This is a genomic window from Rheinheimera salexigens (genome assembly GCF_001752395.1).
In the GTDB taxonomy this organism is placed as follows: domain Bacteria; phylum Pseudomonadota; class Gammaproteobacteria; order Enterobacterales; family Alteromonadaceae; genus Alishewanella; species Alishewanella salexigens.
Genome location: NZ_MKEK01000001.1, coordinates 2,489,112 through 2,510,281, shown reverse-complemented (window position 1 = coordinate 2,510,281; position 21,170 = coordinate 2,489,112). Strand labels below are relative to the sequence as shown.

Annotated in this window: 11 protein-coding genes; 5 read left to right on the top strand and 6 right to left on the bottom strand. The window is 40.7% G+C overall.

All coding sequences use genetic code 11. The features are described from left to right. Positions 1–9 precede the first annotated feature (9 nt). The 3 genes from BI198_RS15945 to BI198_RS11385 form a co-directional block, all read right to left on the bottom strand. On the bottom strand, positions 10–258 hold the full coding sequence (locus tag BI198_RS15945) for a hypothetical protein (RefSeq protein WP_141728872.1): 249 nt from the start codon (positions 256–258) through the stop codon (positions 10–12). A gap of 594 nt (positions 259–852) precedes the next feature. Then, positions 853–1,089 (bottom strand): type 1 glutamine amidotransferase family protein, encoded by a 237-nt coding sequence (locus tag BI198_RS16255; RefSeq protein ID WP_235605318.1) that lies wholly within the window; start codon positions 1,087–1,089, stop codon positions 853–855. Continuing rightward, positions 1,044–2,939 carry a catalase gene (locus BI198_RS11385; protein ID WP_235605317.1) on the bottom strand — a complete coding sequence of 632 codons (1,896 nt, stop codon included), beginning with the start codon at positions 2,937–2,939 and terminating at the stop codon, positions 1,044–1,046. Before BI198_RS11385 ends, BI198_RS16255 begins: the two co-directional genes overlap by 46 nt. A 1,393-nt stretch (positions 2,940–4,332) precedes the next feature. Between BI198_RS11385 and BI198_RS11380 the strand changes: the two genes are divergently transcribed. From BI198_RS11380 to BI198_RS11360, 5 genes are all read left to right on the top strand, one after another. Further along, positions 4,333–6,693, top strand: a complete 2,361-nt coding sequence (locus BI198_RS11380; protein WP_070049656.1) for a type I restriction-modification system subunit M — start codon at positions 4,333–4,335, stop codon at positions 6,691–6,693. A 177-nt stretch (positions 6,694–6,870) separates the two neighbouring features. Further along, positions 6,871–8,202 carry a restriction endonuclease subunit S gene (locus BI198_RS11375; protein ID WP_070049655.1) on the top strand — a complete coding sequence of 444 codons (1,332 nt, stop codon included), beginning with the start codon at positions 6,871–6,873 and terminating at the stop codon, positions 8,200–8,202. Positions 8,203–8,339: 137 nt separating this feature from the next. Then, positions 8,340–11,630: a type I restriction endonuclease subunit R gene (locus tag BI198_RS11370; RefSeq protein WP_070049654.1), complete on the top strand. Its 3,291-nt coding sequence runs from the start codon at positions 8,340–8,342 to the stop codon at positions 11,628–11,630. Positions 11,631–11,706: 76 nt separating this feature from the next. After that, positions 11,707–16,704 carry an AAA domain-containing protein gene (locus BI198_RS11365; protein ID WP_070049653.1) on the top strand — a complete coding sequence of 1,666 codons (4,998 nt, stop codon included), beginning with the start codon at positions 11,707–11,709 and terminating at the stop codon, positions 16,702–16,704. A gap of 5 nt (positions 16,705–16,709) precedes the next feature. Beyond that, positions 16,710–18,098 (top strand): hypothetical protein, encoded by a 1,389-nt coding sequence (locus tag BI198_RS11360; RefSeq protein ID WP_070049652.1) that lies wholly within the window; start codon positions 16,710–16,712, stop codon positions 18,096–18,098. A gap of 323 nt (positions 18,099–18,421) precedes the next feature. Here the strand turns inward: BI198_RS11360 and tnpC are convergent, their stop codons facing one another. From tnpC to tnpA, 3 genes are all read right to left on the bottom strand, one after another. Next, complete coding sequence (tnpC, locus tag BI198_RS11355; protein ID WP_070049651.1) at positions 18,422–19,945, bottom strand: IS66 family transposase; 1,524 nt, start codon at positions 19,943–19,945, stop codon at positions 18,422–18,424. A gap of 92 nt (positions 19,946–20,037) precedes the next feature. After that, positions 20,038–20,427, bottom strand: coding sequence for an IS66 family insertion sequence element accessory protein TnpB (gene tnpB / locus BI198_RS11350; protein ID WP_083256604.1), 390 nt, complete (start codon positions 20,425–20,427; stop codon positions 20,038–20,040). Continuing rightward, positions 20,397–20,687, bottom strand: coding sequence for an IS66 family insertion sequence element accessory protein TnpA (gene tnpA / locus BI198_RS11345; protein WP_235605230.1), 291 nt, complete (start codon positions 20,685–20,687; stop codon positions 20,397–20,399). The genes tnpB and tnpA overlap by 31 nt, the downstream gene beginning before the upstream one ends. Between the last annotated feature and the right edge of the window lie 483 nt (positions 20,688–21,170).

Here is a 21,170-nt window from a genome sequence, read left to right as displayed (position 1 = left end):
TCTTTTGTATTAGTTAGCGGCATTTTGCATAGATGAACAAGTCATTTGATGACACAACAAAGCGGCCCAATAAAATTCAGTATCAGAATCGCTATTGCGGATAAATTTATCGCCATACTGGCTGCTGTTACTCCACCAGTTCAATACACCTGATTGCGCTGGTAAGTCGTAAATAAGTAATTGATTACTATTGTTTAGTATAGAGTTCTCCCACCCATTCCCTTGGCTAAACTTACGATAAACGGCAGTCAATGGCACCGTTTGCAACTGTGGTAATATCGAGCAAAAACCGCTTATTAATGTTTTGAATTGTTCTAGGTGTAGTTTGAACAGTAGTGTAAAAAACTTAAAAAACAGTCCTAATTGGGGGCAGAGATCTTTAATGTGGCTAAGCAATATTAATTCCTTTAAAGCTTTCGAATTCTGTTTCCAATTTACTTAGGCAAATTGTTTATTTGCGAAGTAATTAGCGGTGTTTTATATTTTTTTTAAAAAAAAAGCGGGCCACTATATATTAATTTTTAACTAATGCGTTAGTGAATTGACGAAATAAACAACAAATAAGTTAATGAACCTAATATGAATGAGGCCCGGTTAATTAAAAAATAGTTGAGTAAGTGAGCTAAAAAGGCTGTTAAATAAAACAGAGCTTTAACTCTAGTTATATGTGAAAGCGAAAGTTGAAATTAAAGTGAAGTTTTTTGGATGGATGTTGAAGGAGTGTAAACTTTAGGGTGAGGGGGATTTTAAGCCCAAAACGTCAGTAGTTATGCTGCGTTTTGGGCTTACTTACTTTACGCTTAACAATATAGGCTTTAATCTTAAGCATAATTTTTATGCTGTCATTTAGCTTTATGCTAAGTCACGCACTTTAGGTTCACGCTGCCATAGTCGTGTTTTAGCATTTTCTATAAAGGTATCTACTTCAGAAAGTGGCGTGATAAAGTCATCTTTTTTAATCGGCAGTTTACTTAAGATAAATTCATCTGTCGCACCGCAATAAGCAATGGCTTTGCAATGTACGTAAGCGTCAGTAAACCAATCTAGTGTTGAACTATCTTTAGCCAGTTGTTTGGCTTGATCAGGCATAATGATGCTGACGACGGCATCAAAAAAACTGACGGGGCACCAGCGATACGTTCTGCAGATTGAATGCGAGTACCATCATCAAGCTGAACTTCACGGCCTGGTGCTACAATTTTCACGCTTGCGCCTTGTGCTTTAGCGGCAGTTTGATATTTTTCAATCTCACTACGCTTCGAGCCTTTGGCAACTAGGATACCCACTAAACGACCTTTTAAGCTATTAGGTGAAAGTCCAATAGTCTGTAAAGCAGCTGAGGTTGCCATATCTTGTATGGCTGCAGCGGGAGCGGTAGCTTCTGGTAAGGTCATACCTAGCGCACTTGCAACGCGCTTAGCTAAGTCTTCATCAATATTACGTATGTGCGTAAGTGTGCGCATGCGCACATGTGGTGTATCTACTTTACCAAGTTCAAACGCATAAGCTGAAGCAATATGTGCTTGTTCGTAGGGGGTTTGACTACGGTAGAACATACGAGGCTGACTGTAGTGATCCGCAAAGCTATCTGCTCTAACCCGGCCTTTTACATTATCGTCAAGTTGCTCTTGATATGATACAAAACCCTGCTTAGCACTTTCACGCGGCATCTCTGGGTCTAAGCTTTGCGGCTCATAGGCAACCCGACCTTTAGGTACGTGCATCTGCATGTGGCCATCACGTTGCATATTAGCAAATGGACATTTAGGTGCATTAATAGGTATTTGGGCAAAGTTAGGTGAGCCTAACCGGGATAGCTGGGTGTCTAAATAACTAAATAGCCGGCCTTGCAGCAAAGGATCATTACTAAAATCTATGCCGGGAACTACATGCGATGGACAAAATGCGACTTGCTCGGTTTCAGCAAAAAAATTATCAGGGTAGCGATTGAGCACCATTTTACCGACAATTTTTACTGGAACGAGCTCTTCAGGAATAAGTTTTGTGGCGTCTAAATGGTCAAAAGGAAATTGTTCTGCATCTTCCTCAGTAAATAATTGCACACCAAATTCCCACTCTGGGTAGTCTTCATTATTAATTGCTTCGAATAAATCACGACGATGATAGTCAGGATCTGCACCAGAGATTTTTACGGCTTCATCCCAAGTAGTTGACTGTACTCCAAGCACGGGTTTCCAATGAAAGCGTACAAAGGTACTTATGCCTTCTTTATTTATTAAACGATAACTATGAATGCCAAAGCCTTCCATCATACGCAAGCTGCGCGGTAGGGCACGATCACTCATAAGCCATATTAAGTTATGCATGGTTTCTGGACTTAATGAAACAAAATCCCAAAAAGTATCGTGGGCAGAAGCAGCCTGAGGAAACCCACGGTCTGGTTCGGGTTTCACAGCATGTATCAGATCAGGAAATTTCATTGCATCTTGAATAAAGAAAATAGGCATATTATTGCCGACAATGTCCCAATTACCTTGTTCGGTATAAATTTTGACAGCAAAACCGCGTACATCACGAGGTGTGTCTTTAGAACCTTTACTTCCGGCAACAGTAGAAAATCGAGTAAATAAAGGTGTTTGTTTATTTGTTTCACAGAGTATTTTAGCGGTTGTATAGTCTGCTAAAGATTCATTTAGTTCAAAGTAACCATGTGCCGCACTGCCTCTTGCATGCACAATACGCTCTGGAATACGCTCATGGTCAAAATGATTAATTTTTTCACGTAATACAAAGTCTTCTAAAAGTGTAGGGCCGCGACTTCCTGATGTTAACGAGTTTTGATTATCACTAATCACTACTCCTTGTTGAGTAGTTAATGTTTGAGATTTCTTGTCTGCATCTTGATGAGTCTCACCTCCATTACCACGTTTTGGATTCATCGTTTTAGCGGGGTCGGTATGATCAATATTCTTTTTCATAATCCATCCTAGCAAGTTATTTGGTTAATTTGATCCTGTTTAAATTTTGCTTTATTTGTAATTAACATTGAGACACGCTTAGCGATAACGGATTAATTACTGTTTTTAATCCATCAAGCTTGGCAATACATACTAAGTTTTCTTTAGCAGCTAAAGCTTCAATCTTTTAACACTTAGTTAGATTAGATGCTTGACTGTGTACTCAATATAATAGTAGTCGAACGATTAAAATATGTTTAAAAATTAACCAGTGACTAAAGTAACCAAAAATTTGGAAGGTTAATACATAACCTGTGAGATCTTGAATCACACAGTCGTAATCAGGGCGATTGTTTAAATCAGCATTACTATGCATTAAAGACTTAATTCGGTTGATTTTTTAGCCTATTGTTTAGTCTAGTGTTTAATATCTTTAAGCATTATTTTTACAAATAAAATTTTTAGTTGTTACTAGTAGATTATAAATAGCTTATTTTTAGACTTGTTTACGCAACCAGAACAAAGTTTTGCAAGGAGTAAACACATTGGGTATGGGACTAGATATTTAGGGCGGAGAATAAAGTGAAATACAAAAAAACCGCTTTAAAAGCGGCTTTTTTGTTTGAATTTGTTGGTGCGTCCTAGTGGACTCGAACCACCGACCCCTACCATGTCAAGGTGGTGTTATAAATACACACTAAAGCAGTCTAAAACATTTTATAACAGTTTAAATCATATTAAACAAGCAGTTACAGGATATTTAGAGCTTTTGCTCTAGGTGCTTACAGGTGGTTTATAGATAGGTCTGACTAATTAACGGCCACAAAACGGCCACAACTTGAAAGTTTCCATTTTGACCACTATTAATTTGTGGTTACCTTAAATGGGGACTTGCTTTGTTGTCAGTCACAAAATCATCTTAGCAATAGGTGGCAAAATAAGCAAATACCTTGACACACACAAAATACGAATCAGCTGAAAATATCTTTTACCATGAGTTTGCCAAGCTCAAAATTTAGTTCGTTTAGCTAAATCCCTCCACTTGTTAGGTGCAGTTTGGCCGATAACAACCGATAATTTAATGGTGTTTCACACTCAATATAGGTGCAGTAACGGCTTTGAAAGCAGAGTTAAGTTTAACTCTATTACCTAGTCTTTAGAGACTGGTTTATAACCAGAGAATTTAAACTAGTATGCCAGTAAGAAAACACTTTAACCTGAGTATCCTACCTAATGAACTCACTCGCAGTATAAACGCTTTGTGTGCGGCGTTATGCTGTTTTCAACCTACTGAAACTTCTGTAAATGTTGTGGTATCATCGAAATGTGTATTCATGGATGATTCACAATTTATAGTAGTCATTCATCGCAACATTTTCGTTAATATAACGACTCATCATTTATGGATATTAAAATGGCAGATAGTACGTCTTCTACACCTAACGCTAAACCAAACAATTTGGCTGCATTTTGCTGGTCTATCGCCGACTTGTTACGTGGTGACTTTAAGCAAAGCCAGTATGGCCGCATTATATTACCCTTTACCTTACTGCGCCGTTTAGAAGGCGTGCTAGGACAAAGCAAACAGCAGGTATTAGCCGAGTACGACAGAATTCAAGCCATGAACCTGCCAGAAGAAGCGCAAGAAAAACTGCTATTAAGGGCAACCCAAGTTAATGGCCAAACCCTAAGCTTTTATAACACCTCTAAAATGGACTTAGCCAAGCTTGGCCAAGACGACATTAAAGCTAACTTGGAAAACTATATTCAAAGCTTTTCTAAAGATGCCCGAGAGATATTTGAATACTTTAACTTTGCTGAGTTTTTAGGTCAGCTTAACGATGCCGACTTACTGTTTAAAGTAGTACAAAGAGTACGCCAAACCGACCTTAGCCCTAAGGCGATTTCTAACCACGATATGGGCTTAGTGTTTGAAGAATTAATTCGCCGCTTTGCTGAAGGCTCTAATGAAACTGCCGGTGAGCACTTTACCCCGCGTGACATAGTGCGCCTAACCACAGCATTAGTGTTTATGGAAGACGACGATGCGCTAACCAAGCCCGGTATTATCCGTACCATATATGACCCAACAGCAGGTACGGGCGGTTTTTTGTCTTCGGGTATGGAATACGTACACGAACTGAACCCTCACGCTGTTATGCGTGCCTTTGGTCAAGAGCTCAACCCTGAGAGCTACGCCATTTGTAAAGCCGACATGCTGATAAAAGGGCAAGACGTTTCTAATATTAAACTCGGCAACACGCTTTCCAACGACCAGCTGTACGCCGACAAATTTGACTACATGCTTTCTAACCCACCGTTTGGTGTGGACTGGAAAAAGATTGAATCCAGCATTAAAGACGAACATACCCTTAAAGGTTTTGATGGTCGTTTTGGCCCCGGCTTGCCACGCGTCTCCGATGGTTCGTTATTGTTCTTAATGCATTTAATCGACAAGCTGCGTGATACAAACGAAGGCGGCGGTCGTATCGGTATTATCCTTAATGGCTCGCCGCTCTTTACTGGTGGCGCGGGCTCGGGTGAATCCGAGATTCGCCGTTACCTGCTAGAAGCCGATTTGGTGGAAGCCATTATTGGCCTGCCCACCGATATGTTCTACAACACCGGCATCGCCACCTATGTTTGGGTGCTGTCGAATAAAAAGCGCGACGAACGCAAAGGCAAAGTGCAGCTGATCAATGGCGTCAATCTGTACAGCAAAATGCGCAAATCCCTCGGCAGCAAACGCAATGAGATGAGCGAGTCAGATATCGCCACCATCATTCGCAGCTTTGGTGCCTTTACCGAAGAAGAAGCACGAGATTTAGATAAGCCTGCTGATGTTAAAAGCAATCGTGGCCGCCAGTCAGCTAACCCCAAAGCTGAAACCGCGAAAACCTTTGCCAGCAAGATTTTCGACAACCATGAATTTGGTTACCGCCGCATCAGCATTGAGCGCCCATTGCGCGAAAGCTACCAGTTCAGTGATGAGCGCATTGCCGAACTGCGTTTTGATGACAAACAACTGAATGCCCCGATGAAGTGGGTGTATGCCAGCTACGGGCAGAACTGGAGCGACAGCACTGATTGTGCAAACTATGGCGTTTTTAATGACGATCAAATCGTTGAGATTCGCGTGCATTGCAAAGCCAATTTCAGCGAGCTCAAAGAAGCGAAAATCAAAGAACTACTCGATAGCAAAACTTGGCTTGAGCAAAAACTGATCATGTTCAAAGCTCAGCAACTGCAAGCGGTGATTGGCAGTGAGCAGCACGATGATATGAATCGCTACGATGCTGCGGTAAAAGCTGCGATCAAAGCGCAAAGCCTCAAGCTCGATACGAAAGAGTTGAAACAAATCACCGCCGCTGTCAGCTGGAAAAACCCAGCGGCCGAGAAAGTGATTAAGAAAGTCCACAAAGTTTCACCTAATCCAATCTATGGCCTGTTTGATGTCAACGGCAAAACCATTGAATACCAGCCCGACAGCGAGCTGCGCGATAATGAAAACGTCGCACTGGACCCAAGTCAAAGCGTTAATGCCCTCAACGAAGCCTACTTTATAAAAGAAGTGCAGCCCCATGTGCCGGATGCCTGGATCGACGCCAGTAAGAAAGATGCGAAAGACGAGCAGATTGGCATTGTCGGTTACGAGATTCCGTTTAACCGCCACTTCTACGAGTACCAGCCACCAAGGGACTTAGCCGAGATTGATGCGGATTTAGATGCGGTGTCGGCGGAGATTATGGCGCTGCTGCAAGAGGTGCACTCCTGATGGTCTTTTTACGCGATTGCTGCGTTGTGGCTGTGCTTATGTTCAGGACGAACGGTATGCCGCGTTTGCATGGATGCAAAAGAGCGGCCGCTCAGTCACATACGATCTGTATGCTCCTTCGCTGCGCGCAGGCACGCCTTGCTCTCACGCAAAAACCCTCAACAAGAGGATTAGTTCATGGGTAAGTATCAGGCGTATCCGAAATATAAGGATTCTGGGGTTGAGTGGCTGGGTAAGTTGCCCGAACATTGGGAAGCAAAAAGGCTGGGGCAGTTTTTTGTAGAGCGACGTGAAAAAGTTAGTGATAAAGATTATTCAGCGCTTTCCGTGACGATGAGTGGGATTGTTCCACAGCTTGAGAATGCAGCCAAAACAGATGCTGGTGACAATCGAAAGCTGGTGAAGAAAAATGATTTTGTTATTAATAGCAGGTCAGACCGTAAAGGTTCTTCTGGCATTTCACCTTTGGAAGGCTCTGTATCTTTAATTAGCATAGTTATGGAGCCAAAACGTATCAGTCCAAGCTATGCACATCATCTTTTAAGAAGCCAACCCTTTCAGGAAGAATTTTATCGTTACGGTAAGGGGATAGTTGCAGACTTATGGAGCACAAACTCTTCGGAGATGAAAAACATTGTAATCCCTGAAGTTCCTGATGACGAAGCTGAAAAAATCGCCAATTTCCTTGATCACGAAACCGCCAAAATCGATACCCTTATCGACAAACAACAACAGCTTATCCAACTGCTAAAAGAAAAACGCCAAGCCGTTATTAGTCATGCCGTCACCAAAGGCCTAAACCCCAACGCCCCGATGCGTGATTCAGGTGTTGAGTGGCTAGGGGAAGTGCCGGAGCATTGGCGCTCCCCAAAGATAAAGTGGTTTTATAAGACTGAAAGTGGAGGTACACCAAGCACCTCTAAATATGAGGAATATTATCAGGATGGTAATATTCCTTGGATAAGATCAACAGACTTGAATAATGATCAGCTTTTTGAAACTCCCATATCTATTACAAGCAAAGCTATTCGAGAGTCAGCATGCACAATTATACCTATCAATTCCGTATTGATAGCAATGTATGGTGGAGCAGGAACTATTGGCAAACACTCTTTATTAAAATTTGAATCGTCAATAAATCAGGCGGTCTGTGCAATCCTTCCAAATGAAAAAATACACCCTGACTTTTTACATTTATATGTAGAGTTCTATCGACCTTATTGGATGGTAGGTGCAGAGGGTGCGCGAAAAGACCCTAATATCAATCAAGAAACCATCAGAGAGTTAGTGGTTTCGTGCCCACCTGCTGATGAACAAATCGAAATTGTTAGAGAGACACTGCATAAGCTAACTGTGATCGATCAAACTGTTTCTAAATGCGAAAAGAATATTCAACTAATGCAAGAGCGCCGCACTGCACTAATCTCCGCAGCCGTAACTGGTAAAATTGATGTTCGACATCATGTCTCACACCCTGCGGGTAATGACACAAGTGGGATTAGTGCATAGTGTCGAATATTGAGAGTTTGTGTCATTGTCCAAATCAGCTATCCCTGCCGATTTGTGATATACGTAATTGGCAAGCTGAGTAAGCGTAAGATTGAATATAACAAAAATATTAAAAGAACATAAAAGGACTTAACCCTATGCAAGCTGTATTTGGTGGTGATAAATCAACTGAGTTTATATTTCAAAACGATATGATTAATCAGTTGCTTGCTAATGGTTGGTTGCTGGGTAATCCCGCTGGTTATAACCGCGAATTGGCCTTGTATGAAGAAGATGTGTTGGGTTTTATTAAAGACACTCAAGATGAGCAATGGCAAAAATTCTGTGCACTTTACCCCCCATCTGTTGGCAATGAAAAGCATCCAGAGAAAAAGTTTATAGAGCGTGTTGCTTCGCAATTAAACAAAGCCGACCCTAATGCAGCTAATAAAGAATTACGTAGCTTCGGTACTTTAGGCGTGTTACGTAATGAATTGCGTGACCGTGGTACTCGCTTTAGTTTATGCCAATTTAAGCCCGAGCATGACTTAAACCCTGATACTTTAGCCCGTTACGCTAAGAACCGATTACGCCTTGTGCCAGAGTTAACTTATTCACCGTGGACAAGTATTGAGCATGAATTAGAAACGGGTGCAAAAGCCAAAAAATGGCGCATTGATCTGGTTTTGTTTTTAAATGGTTTGCCGGTTGCCACCTTAGAGCTTAAGTCTGAGTTTAAACAGGCTATTCAAAATGCCATTAAGCAGTATAAAACCACGCGCTTGCCTATTGACCCCGCCACTAAAAAACCAGAGCCATTGCTTACCTTTAAGCGTGGCGCTTTAGTGCACTTTGCTGTTAGCCAATATGAAGTGTATATGGCCACGCGTTTAGAAGGTGATAACACTTTTTTCTTACCTTTTAATAAAGGTACGGCTGAAGGCGGTGCAGGCAACGATGTTCCAGCCGATATAAACCAATTCGCAACCGATTATTTGTGGAACGAGGTATTACTACCCGATAACTTGTTGAATATTCTGGCTCGTTTTATTCATTTAGAAATTGAAGACAAAGAAGATTGGGAAGGGCGCCGGTACAAGAAAGAAACCTTAATATTTCCGCGTTACCATCAGTGGGATGTGGTTAGCAAGTTAGTTAATGCCGCCCGCAGTGAAGGCCCAGGCCAAAAGTATCTTATTCAACACAGTGCGGGATCGGGTAAATCTAATTCTATTGCTTGGTCTGCTCACCAGTTGTCGGCACTGCATACCGCCGAAGGTAATAAGCTGTTTGACTCTATTATTGTTGTAACAGACCGAACGGTACTTGATGATCAATTACAAGAAACTATCTCGCAATTTACGGCTACCGAAGGTGTGGTTGGCCGTATTAATCGCACTGAAGGTGATGGCTCTAAATCAGAAAAATTAGCCGCGGCGCTAGAAAGCTCACAGCCCATTATTATTGTGACTATTCAAACTTTCCCTTATGTATTAAAAGCCATTGAAAACAGCGTTAGCTTAAAAGAGCGTAACTATGTGGTTATTGCTGATGAAGCCCATAGCTCGCAAACCGGCAGCACTGCTCGGCAGCTAAAAGAAGTGTTAATGATAGATAGCAAAGGCGAAGATGAAGAGCTAAGCGCAGATGATATTCTTGACGCCGCTGTAGCCTCGCGCAAAGCTTCTAAGAACCTTAGTTATTTAGCCTTTACCGCTACACCTAAGACTAAAACCTTAGAGCTATTTGGCCGCTTGCCAGACCCAAGCCAACCTGCTTCTAAAACCAATAAGCCAGAAGCTTACCATGTGTACAGCATGCGCCAAGCTATTGAAGAAGGCTTTATTTTAGATGTGTTAAAAAACTACACTAACTATAAAGTGGCTTATAACCTTGCTATGAAAGTGCAAAGCGAGGATCAAGAAGTTGAAAGCAAAAAAGCCAAGGTAAAACTTAACCAATGGGTGCGCCTACACGACTACAATATAAGCCAGAAAGTACAGGTGATAGTTGAGCACTTTAAAGACAACATCATGGGTTTATTAGGTGGTCAGGCTAAAGCCATGATAGTAACTAGCTCGCGTAAAGAAGCAGTACGCTACAAGCTGTCTTTTGATAAATATTTAGCCGATAAAAAAGCAGAAAAAGGCTATCAAGCCATTGAAGCCATGATCGCTTTTTCAGGTGAAGTAGAATTCACCGACAAAGATCCTAACTCAGCAGCGTTAATTGGTGACAAATTTACCGAAGCTAATATGAACCCTGGCCTAAAAGGGCGTGATATGCGTAAAGCCTTCGACAGCGATGATTATCAAGTGATGATAGTGGCCAATAAATTTCAAACCGGTTTTGATCAACCTAAATTATGCGCTATGTATGTGGATAAAAAGCTCGGTGGTGTTGAATGTGTGCAAACGCTTTCTCGCTTAAACCGTACCTATCCAGGTAAGGCAGAAACGGGCACCTTTGTTTTAGACTTCTTTAACGAGCCGCAAGATATTCTGGATGCCTTTCAGCCTTATTATCAAACCGCTGAATTGGCCGATGTTTCTGATCCTAACTTAATCTGGGATTTGCATGACAAGCTACGTGCTGCGGGGATATTCCAATGGTATGAAGTAGAGCAGTTCGCTCAAGCCTTCTTTGTTAAAAGTAAAAGTAACGCCGCTATTGGCAATATCTGTAAACCTGCGGTACAGCGTTGGACTAGCCGTTATAAGTCGGCTGTGGCAGCGTATAAGCAATCCAAAGAGATGTTTGAGCGCACAAAGAAGACAAATGATGCCGTGTTAATTGCTAACGCTGAAAACAGCTTTAAAGACTGTAAAAAAGAAAAAGATGCATTGGAGATATTCAAGAAAGATTTAGGCACCTTTGTTCGTTTTTATGAGTTTATGTCGCAAATTGTCGATTACGAAAATAAAGACTTAGAAATGCTTAGCCTTTATGCACGTAACCTAAGGCCAATGCTGCGTGAAGCTGAAACAGACGAAGAAGATATCGATCTAAGCAATGTGGTGATGAGCCATTACCGCTTATCTAAAATTCGCCAGCAAGACATTAAGCTAAAAGAAGACGCCGCAGACTGTAAACTAGAACCAGGCGATGCCTTAGGTTCAGCATCACCTAAAGATAAAAAAGAAATCTTCCTTTCAGAGTTGGTGGCAAAACTAAATGAACTGTTTATTACCGACGAGCTTACCAACGCCGATATGATTAACTATGCCTACACCATTTTGGGTAAGGTAAAAGAAAACACAACGGTAATGCACCAAGTGGCCAACAACACACCAGAGCAAGCCATGCTAGGTGACTTCCCTAAAGCCGTAGACGATGCAATTTTAAGCAGCAGCGATGCCCATCAAAACCAGATGATGCAATTGCTAAGCGACCCAAGAAAAGCGGATCTGTTTACAAAGTTGATCTTCAATATGATGAGTAGTATTTAGAATGTTAGGTACAAAATGTACGATGCATAAATAGCTAACAGTAATTTATAATTATAAAAAATAATAAGAAGTAAATATGGATATTAAATATTGGCAAGGCGGCCTTGAACGTCACGAAATCGATGCAATTGAAAAAATTAAAAATGTTTTAAGTTCGCCAAAAGGTCAAAAGAACAAAAATCTAAAGCCAAGCCAAGGTTCTGATGTGCTTAACTCGATACAAGCTTCGTTTAATGCAGGTTGGAAAGGTTATGCAGGTTTTCGTTTTATTAATAGAAACCAACAAGGCGAAATAGATTTATTGATTGTGACTCATTGCAATATTTTAATTATTGAATTGAAACATTGGAATGGACAACCAATCACCTCAAATAACGGTAAATGGTTTTTTGGCAATGACGACAGAGGCAAGTCTCCTGTTGAAATTACTCGCACTAAAAAATTCTTATTAGATAACTTACTAAAACCTTTTAAAGGCCAATTCAGTAATGGTAATCACTTGCCGCGTGTATATTTTTTAGTGGTGATGACAGGGAACAGTGACTTTTCTAAACTGCAGGAAAATGAGCTTGCTGAAACCGTAAGCTTGAGTGATTTTTGTAAGTTATGTGCTAACGAATACGCTTTTAATAAACGCTTTACGCCTCATCCTGAATCTAGAGTATTACTTAACGACATTTCTTTATTAGAGAAACGCTTGTTAAATGGAAGTAAAGTTGAATCCAAGCCATTAACGGTTGATGGATGGATTGGCCAAGATAAAATATTTGAGCATCCTAAAGGTAGTTACTCAGAATTTTATGCTCAGAGTGAATCAGATAAAAATGATCGCGCAATAATTCGTAGCTGGGACTTTGATAAGCTTATAAATATTGAGGCTAAAACGCCTGATGGACGATTTAAAATTGTATCGCGTGAGCGAGAAATATTAACGAAAATAAAGCGTGAAAACCACGATTTATATGCTCATTGCGTTTCATCATTAACCATTCCATCAAAAGATAAAATAACCTCGCAATACAACGAAGTTGTCGAGCTGCCTCAAGGTCAAGAGCGGCTTAATGATTTTATTATTACTTATGGAGAAAACTTGTCACTTGATGAACGGCTGAACTTAGTGAAGGTGCTAATAGCTCGCTTTGCTGATTTACATCAGTTGCATTTAGCCCATCGCGATATAGGTAGTCATAGTGTTTGGTTAAGTACAGGACAACGTGTCGCACTATCTAATTTTATTTCTGCTTTTGAGCGTAAAAAAGAAAGCGTTGGTGAAATACGTGATGAACTATCGGTTTATGAGCAAAAAGATAGTTTTACAAGCCCTTATCATTACGATGTTTCTAGGCTAGCAATTATAGCTTGGGCAATAATTAAAGCCGAGCGCTTAACCCCTAAGTTTGAACAAAATATTACAGAACAGTTTAGTGATTGTAATGATTGGTTTGGCTCTGTATTACTCAAAGCTTTTACTGGAAAAAGCTATGCAAATGCAGGTGAGTTACTTGATGCTTTAGTTGATAATTCCCCATGCCAAGAAGAAGCTTTTTCGTTTTCAACTAATAAACTTGAAAGATTTATTCAACATAGCAAGGTAAACAGATTACACCCCGAAATTGAGTTTGTCTCAGAGAGTGATAGCAAAGAAGTCTACAAGAGTGAAACTGGTTTAGTTAAAGTATGGAACAATATAAATCCAACAGAGCTTAGCTCAGGGCTGGGTCAACGAACCTTATTCTTTTTAGAGCGCGTTGAAAAATTACAAAGCCTTAATTTGAGTTTTGTGCCCCCAATAATAGACGTTGGTATAACTTCACGTGACAGCGCCTTGTATTTGGTGACGGAATGGATTGCAGGCAATACGCTTGATGTAACGGTTAATGTTAGAGACCCAGAGAGTATCGTTAAATCTTTAGTTTCGCATGTAATGCACATGCACTCACTTGGCTTTTCGCATGGTGATTTAAAACCTGAAAACATTATTTTAGCTGACAGTGGCGATGTTTATATTATTGATGTATTAGATTTTCATCATGATGCGCAAGAAATATTTAACTCTGAATATAGCCCGTCAAATGTTGAAAATAGCTCTGCATTTGAGCGTGATAACTTTGCAGTAATGAAGATATGTGCAGAATTATTAAGAATTGATTGGGGTAAGGAAAGTTCGCTACATCCAGCAATTAGTAATGCAATAATTAAAGAGTTACAAGACGTTGATTATGGCTTTAAAGAATTAACCCGGTTTAAAGATGCTGTTTTTAATCCTGCGCAATGTCTGCAAGTGGCGGTTGAAACGATAAACATTGAAATTGGCAGTCGAGATAGCTTTGAGCCAATCACTATTTATCCTGACAACGGTAAATTGTATGTATTTATAGAAGAAAGTCGAAATAGCCCTTCAAACTTAGTCCTAAGCTTTTGTGGATTGGGTGGTATTCAAAAGTTATTCTTTGATAAGGCGCGTTTTGAATTTGAGCATGGTATGCCACCTCTAAAAAGAGAAAGTATTTCAAGAAGAGATATTGACAATGCTAATTTTGAAGTGCCATTTGCTATTTGTGTAAGACAAGGAAGAGCAAGTCTATTAGATAGCTTAAACCATAGAGTAAAGCAGTTATACAGCTTTGAAAATGCAATTAAGCAATTTGAACTTAACCGCAAAGCAGCTAGCTTAGCTGCTAACATGATTAGCAATATTAGCAATATTAGCAATATTAGCAATATTAGCAATATTAGCAATATTAGCGATGAGCGCGTGAGTGAAGTTAATCAGCCAACTGAAGAAAGTGCTGTTAAGCCTATTTCTACACGGGAGCTTTGGCAAGCGATTATTCAAACTGAATCAGAGTCACATCCTTATGTTGAGCTGACAGGTGAGCCACTGCAACATAAAGATAATAAGGATATTATCGTATTACCTTATGAAGCTGAGAAAGATCCGCTTGATGCTTTTACCGCCAAAGATGAGGTTGAGGCCATTATTATTGAAGGAGAGAACGAGTTTTTTATTGGCCAAGTTAACTTAGCAAAGACTGAGTTGAATAAAGTATTTCTTTCACGTTGTAGCCCTCGCGTTAATAGGCTTAAGGAAGAGGATGTTATTTTCTTTAGAAGTAAGGCTGATAAGTCCTCTTTTACTAAGCGAAAAAATGCGCTAACACGAATCATTGAAAATGATTCTGTAATTGAAAACCTAGTTGATTACTTTGATCCTGACTGCCAACACGATCCTATTGATTACGAACATAATGTTACTCCCGAAGACTTTGCTCGTTACGATAGAACTGATGACAATGGCAATACAATAAAGCTAAACGACAAACAGCGTATCGCGTTTCAAAAGTTATTACGGTATGGCCCACTCTCAATGCTGCAAGGGCCACCAGGAACGGGTAAAACAGAGTTTATTGCTGCTTTTGTGCATTATTTAGTGGAAAAACATGGTACGCAGCGAATTTTATTGGTCAGTCAGTCACATGAAGCCGTAAATACCGCAGCAGAACGTATTCGTAAGCACTGTAATCGTATTGATACCCCCTTAGATGTAGTAAGGTTTAGTAGTCGTGAAGCTGCTGTTTCTAGCTCATTACTTGATGTGTTTTCAGCGAATATAGTTAGCAAAAAAGCGGAGCAATTCTCCTCTCAACTAAAATACCGGGTTATGGCTTTAGCTAAATCATTAAAAGCGCCTAAAGAGTATTTAGAAGCATTTTTAGAGCTTGATAAGAGATTACTATCTGTTATTAGTGAACAGATTAAAACATTAACTGAGCTTGATAACAAAGGGTTAGAAGCGAAGCAAATAAAAGAACTTAAAAAGCAAATTGGTGAGCGAAAATCTTTAATTAATAGCCGTTTATCAAATGAAATTAGAACCAATAAAGATTGGCATGACAACTTAATTGCTACCAGTGATTCTTTAATTAAAGCTTTAAATAATGAGTATGCAGTTGAGCCTCACATTGCTAACAGTGTAAAACGTTTAATTGAACTTTCTAAAGATATGCTAAGAGTAATGAGCTCCGGAAATGCAAATCTTGATGAATTTTTTGCTCGCTCCCGTCAACTAGTTGCGGGGACTTGTGTTGGTATTGGTAATTGGCATATTGATATAGCTAGTAATCAATATGACTGGGTCATTATTGATGAGGCTGCACGTTCAATAGCTAGTGAATTAGCGATAGCCATGCAAGCAGGTAAAAGAGTGCTGTTAGTTGGCGATCATCAACAACTTCCACCTTTGTATTCAGAACTACACAAAAGGGCACTTGCTAGAAAGTTAGGTATTAAATCGAGTGGTGATATTGATGAGCTTATTGAAAGTGATTTTGCTCGTGCCTTTAACTCACATTACGGTAAACAAATAGGTGCTAAGTTATTAGTTCAATACCGTATGGCTCCTGCTATAGGCACTCTGGTGTCTCAATGTTTTTATAGAGGTGAACTTGAGAACGGTGAGCGAAAAATACCTAATATTTATACTCATGTTCCGCCACAATTAACATCACCTGCAACGTGGTTAGATACTTCATTACTAGGCAAAAAAGCACATCATCAAGAGGGTTCCGGTACAAGTATTTATAATGATGCTGAAGCTGCTGCGATTATCGATTTACTAATAGAAGTTGATGAAGATGAAGAGCTGGTTAACAACCTTCGTGAGCAAGTAAAAGAAGGAGAAGCAGCTATTGGTATTATTTGTATGTATGGTGAGCAAAAAAAACGGATACGTCAAAAACTTAAAAAAATTAGCCTTTCTGAGTCACTCACTTCAATATTGAAAATTGATACAGTTGATAGTTATCAAGGTAAAGAAAATCGTATTATTATTTTATCTGTTACCCGTTCTGAACAACAAAAGACTCCTGGTTTTTTACGATCGTCAAATCGAATAAATGTTGCTTTGTCTCGCGCAATGGATCGACTCGTTATTGTTGGTGATAAAAGAATGTGGCAAGGAAAAAATAGCGGCTTACCTTTTGGTAGTGTAATTAAATTTATGGAAGATAATAACAATAATGACCAATATGCTTTCGTAAATGTACTCCCTAATAAGCATAAAAAGGCGGTTTAATTATTATGGAAAATAATTATATTGAATTTAATGAAGTTGATTATATTGTGCCAGCTGAAACTTATAGCATTGAATACTCTTATTTAAGTAAGCAGGGTTTCCCTTTTACTAAAGACTTTTTACTTCGTGTCTTATACATATCACCTTTATCTAAATTAGAGCTAGCCTCATTTTTTGGTTTCAACCAGCGTGAACTTGATGTTGCTTTAGAAGAGCCTATCAATAAAAGTGAGGTGTCATACTTAGAAGACGGTAGGTTGTGCCTAACTACTGTGGCAAAAGGTTATTTCTCTCCTTTGCAAGATAAACCAATGGTTGAGAAGCCTGAGTCACGTACATCAGATGCTACGTTCGAATTAGTAGGGTTTAACAAAGTTAATAAGAGCAATGGTGGCTGGCATATGGGGCTTAAGCTAGCGGTTAACTATGAAGTTCAAAGTATGAGCGAGCAACATGCTAAAAATATGTTTAGTAAGCACTTTCATCGTTTCTTCGAAGCAGGTGAATTAGGTAAAATAAAGACAGCTGATAACTCGCTTCCTAGCCTGTATTCCGTTGATAAAGTGACTAAAAAGAGATCTGTTTCACATAGAATAAAACGAAAATTTGAAATGAACTTTGATAATAAAATTAAACCTTTTTATATCGATAAAATTTATGAAAACGACGAAGCAATAAGCCTAGCAATTGCAAAAGACACGGATAATTTAAGACTAGGTAGCAATATTGATAGTGTTCAACAAGCATGGGATGCTTTTGAGGATATGTCGGTTTCTCGCTTTATAAAACCTGACGAAATTGATTTTCGCGCGATGATTGCTGAAATGGCAGATAGTCCAAGCAAAAAGCCTTATGAATTATTGATAGGCTCGCTTTATAGTAAACTACCGTGGACAAAAATAGAGCAGCACTTGAAGCAGCTTAAACCTGCAAAAAAACAAGAACCGTTAAAAACATTAAGTTGGATAGGCGCAAACACTCGCTATTGGGGGGTAAGCGAAAGTTTCAATAACGCAAAAGAATGCTTATTGGCACATCAAAAGAAAAACAATGATAATTGTTATGATTTTACAGTGTATTTACCAAGTGATGATAGCGATAAGTCTAAAGAAAAAGCGACTAAAGAATGGAAGAGAAAGCTGGGTAACCTGTCTTCATGTGCTGGTATTTTGAACGGTTTATTTGATGGTAGTGTTGAAGTGATTTTCATGGATAATGAGTTTGCAGCGGTTTGCTATCATCTATTAATGCCAGATCTAAGCCCTGTACATATTCCTTTAGGATATTTCACTAAGGATAAGCAATTGATTAAACGTATTTCTAAGGTAGTAAATAACTATCTGGAAGGGTCAATTGCACACAATAAGCCAAACTTATTAGGCTCGCTATTCTAACGAATAATAACATGGTGATTGTGAATTGAAGCTCTTTTTAGCTAAAGAGTAATTGATGGTGTTGATCTGATGCGGGATAGTTTTTAATAGTATTATTTATATCAGTTAGCCTTAAGCCTCAGCATTTTTTGTAAATGCTGTGGCTAGGCAGCTGCTAAGTTCCAAGTCACACACACGAAAATAGTTAATGAGCATTTTGAAACACTCAATAAGCTAAATCGTCAGTTTAACTTTGATGAGCCAACCTAGCGAGGTGATGCCATTTGCACTTGGACAGTAAGCGTTGCAGCAACCACACCGTCCCGGTGTGATTGCCTTGTAAGTCAGAATGGCAACAGCTTTGTCAGCTTGTCTGGTGTATCAGCGGTGGGCAGCGCTTTAAATAATGTGGTCAGATAATCATATGGCTCCAGACCGTTGATTTTGGCGGTTTCGACCAGGCTGTAAAGTGCCGCACTGGCTTTAGCCCCTGAGGTGGTATTAGCAAACAGCCAGGCTTTTCGGCCGATGACGAAGGGCTTAATAGCACGCTCGGCGCGATTGTTGTCGATGTTCAGCCTGCCATCTTCCAGATAACCTATCAGCTTCGGCCATTGATTAAGGCTGTAGGTAATAGCTTTACCCAGCGCACTTTCTTTGGGGATGGCATCTTTGGATTTCTCCAGCCAGTCCCGCAGTTGTTGTAACAAGGGCTTGGCAACATCGTGTCTTTGCTGGTATTTCACCTCTGCTGCCTTAGTTTTTAATTTGCTCTCCAGAGCGTACAATTTTTGGATATGATTGATGGCCCAGTCGGCTTTACCGGTTTTGCCTTTACCCTGGGCTTTTTGCGCTTCGACGAACTTGCGTCTGGCATGCGCCCAACAACCGACTAAGGTCGCATCCGTTTGCTCATAACCGGCATAGCCATCAACCTGCAGATAGCCGGTGTAACCGTTAAAATAGGCTTTAGGGTGTTTACCACCACGCCCATCCTGGTAATCAAACAGTACCAGCTTGGGGCCTGTTGACGACTCAATACCGCAGCCATACACCCACATGTAACAGATGCTTTTTTCTACATCCAGCACGTTGACGGGCGTTTCATCGGCCCACAGCACCGGTTGTTGCAACAGCGTGTCTTTCATCAGGGCTAGCAGCGGTTCCAGTTTATCAGCACAGGCGATTAACCAGCGGCTCATGGTTTGTCGGCTCAGTTCAATACCGGCTTGGGCAAACATTTTTTCTTGCCGGTACAGCGGCAGGCCGTAGTGCATTTTGCTGCTGATGATTTGGGCCAGCAGGCTGGGTGTTGCCATGCTTTTGGGAATAATGGCCGGCGGCACATCGGCAATTTGTATCGCTACTGTCGTACCCTTATTTTCACACGAACGGCAGCTATATTTGGGCCGGATGTTTTTAATCACCTGGATTTGGGCAGGGATAAACTCAATCTGCTCGCTGACTTCTTCACCCATCCGGTGCAGCGCATTGCCGCAGCAGGCACAGGTTTTATCGGTAATATCATGGACAACTTCCACCCGTGGCAACTCGGCAGCGATACGTGGACGTCGCGGTGTGGCGGGCTTTTCTGCTTCAGCTTCGGGCTGAACCACTGTAGTCTCGGCTTGCTCTTCGTCAGCCAGCTGCTCCGCTTCATTGAGCACCTCGCCATCGCCCTGATAGCTTTCGCTGCTGGGGCTGTATTTTTTATACTGGGCAAGGTTGTACTGCTCCAGCAATTGCTGCAGCTTATCAGAGAGCTTCTGGTTTACTTGCTCTAATTTGGCGATGCGTTTATCGCGCTCAAGCAACATTTTCTTGAGCGTTTCAATATCATCAGGCAGTGTTGGAGGTGTCTTTTTCATGACCGTTATTGTAACGGCCAATGCGGCTAAGTGCCTGTACTTATTTAGATTGTTTAAGCTGCGATCAAAAAGATTTATAGCCGATCGGCATATCAGCCCACGCTTTGGTATTGCAACGGCTGATGCGGTGTTAGTTTTTGGATATCAATACCCTGCAATAACCAGTGCCACTGCTGCTCACTGATGCAGAGCACCTTACCGGGCATCAGGCGTGGCCAGCGAAATTTGTCTTTTTCTAACCGTTTGTACCATAAACAAAAACCGGTGCTGTCCCAGTACAGCACTTTTAATCGGGTACGCTGACGGTTACAGAATACAAACAGGGCACCGCTAAACGGTGATTGCTGCATGTCCTGTTCAACCAATAGTGACAAGCCATTGATGGATTTTCTAAAATCCACCGGCTGTTTATGCAGGTAGATTTTGGGTGTATTGATAAACATCTTCATGGTTACAGGGCCCGGAGTAACGCTGCTAACCATAGGGCATCCGTGCCGGGCGGCAAGTGCAGCTCGACATCGCGCTTTTTAAGCAGGATTGGCTGACTAAGCAACACGCCTTGCGGCGTCAGTTCAACAAAACTGGCTTCGTCTTCCTGTTGCCAGGCGAGAAGTTGCCGCTTACGATAGCTGAAATAGGTCGGGTCAATGCCTTGCTGTTTTGCAAATTCAGTTTGCGTTAGCCCACTAGATTTATGCTGGTCAAACAGCGTCAGCCACTGCTCGGTTGTTCTGCGGATCATGTGAAACCCCTGTCTGGTAGTAGATTCAAAACAGGGTAAGAAGATTTAGCTAAGTTGGGAATGTGTGGTTGGGGTTACGCTCACCTTGGACAGGTCATCGCAGGGTTTATTTAGCTGTTGTTATGGATTTGTATGTAAGCTGTTTTATATCGACGCATTTACCGATGTCGATCTGATTAACTACGCCAACACTGTTACTTATAAGATATAAGACCTTACTCATGCATCTGGTAGCCAAGGACAGAACAGAATTGGCAATGCTATGTGCTCACCCTAATCAGCCATCAAAAACTCATCCCCTTCATTGCTAACTAGCGAACTTAATCTATCAAACCTGAAAAATACAACTAACCCTCTATCCGGTTAAATTAAAAATAACTATAAATGTTCCTTGAAAGAACAAAGATATGGTGTATAGTGTTCTTTGCAAGAACAAGTTGTGAGTGTTCTTACTAGCCAATAATAGCTAAGCTCAAGGAGATA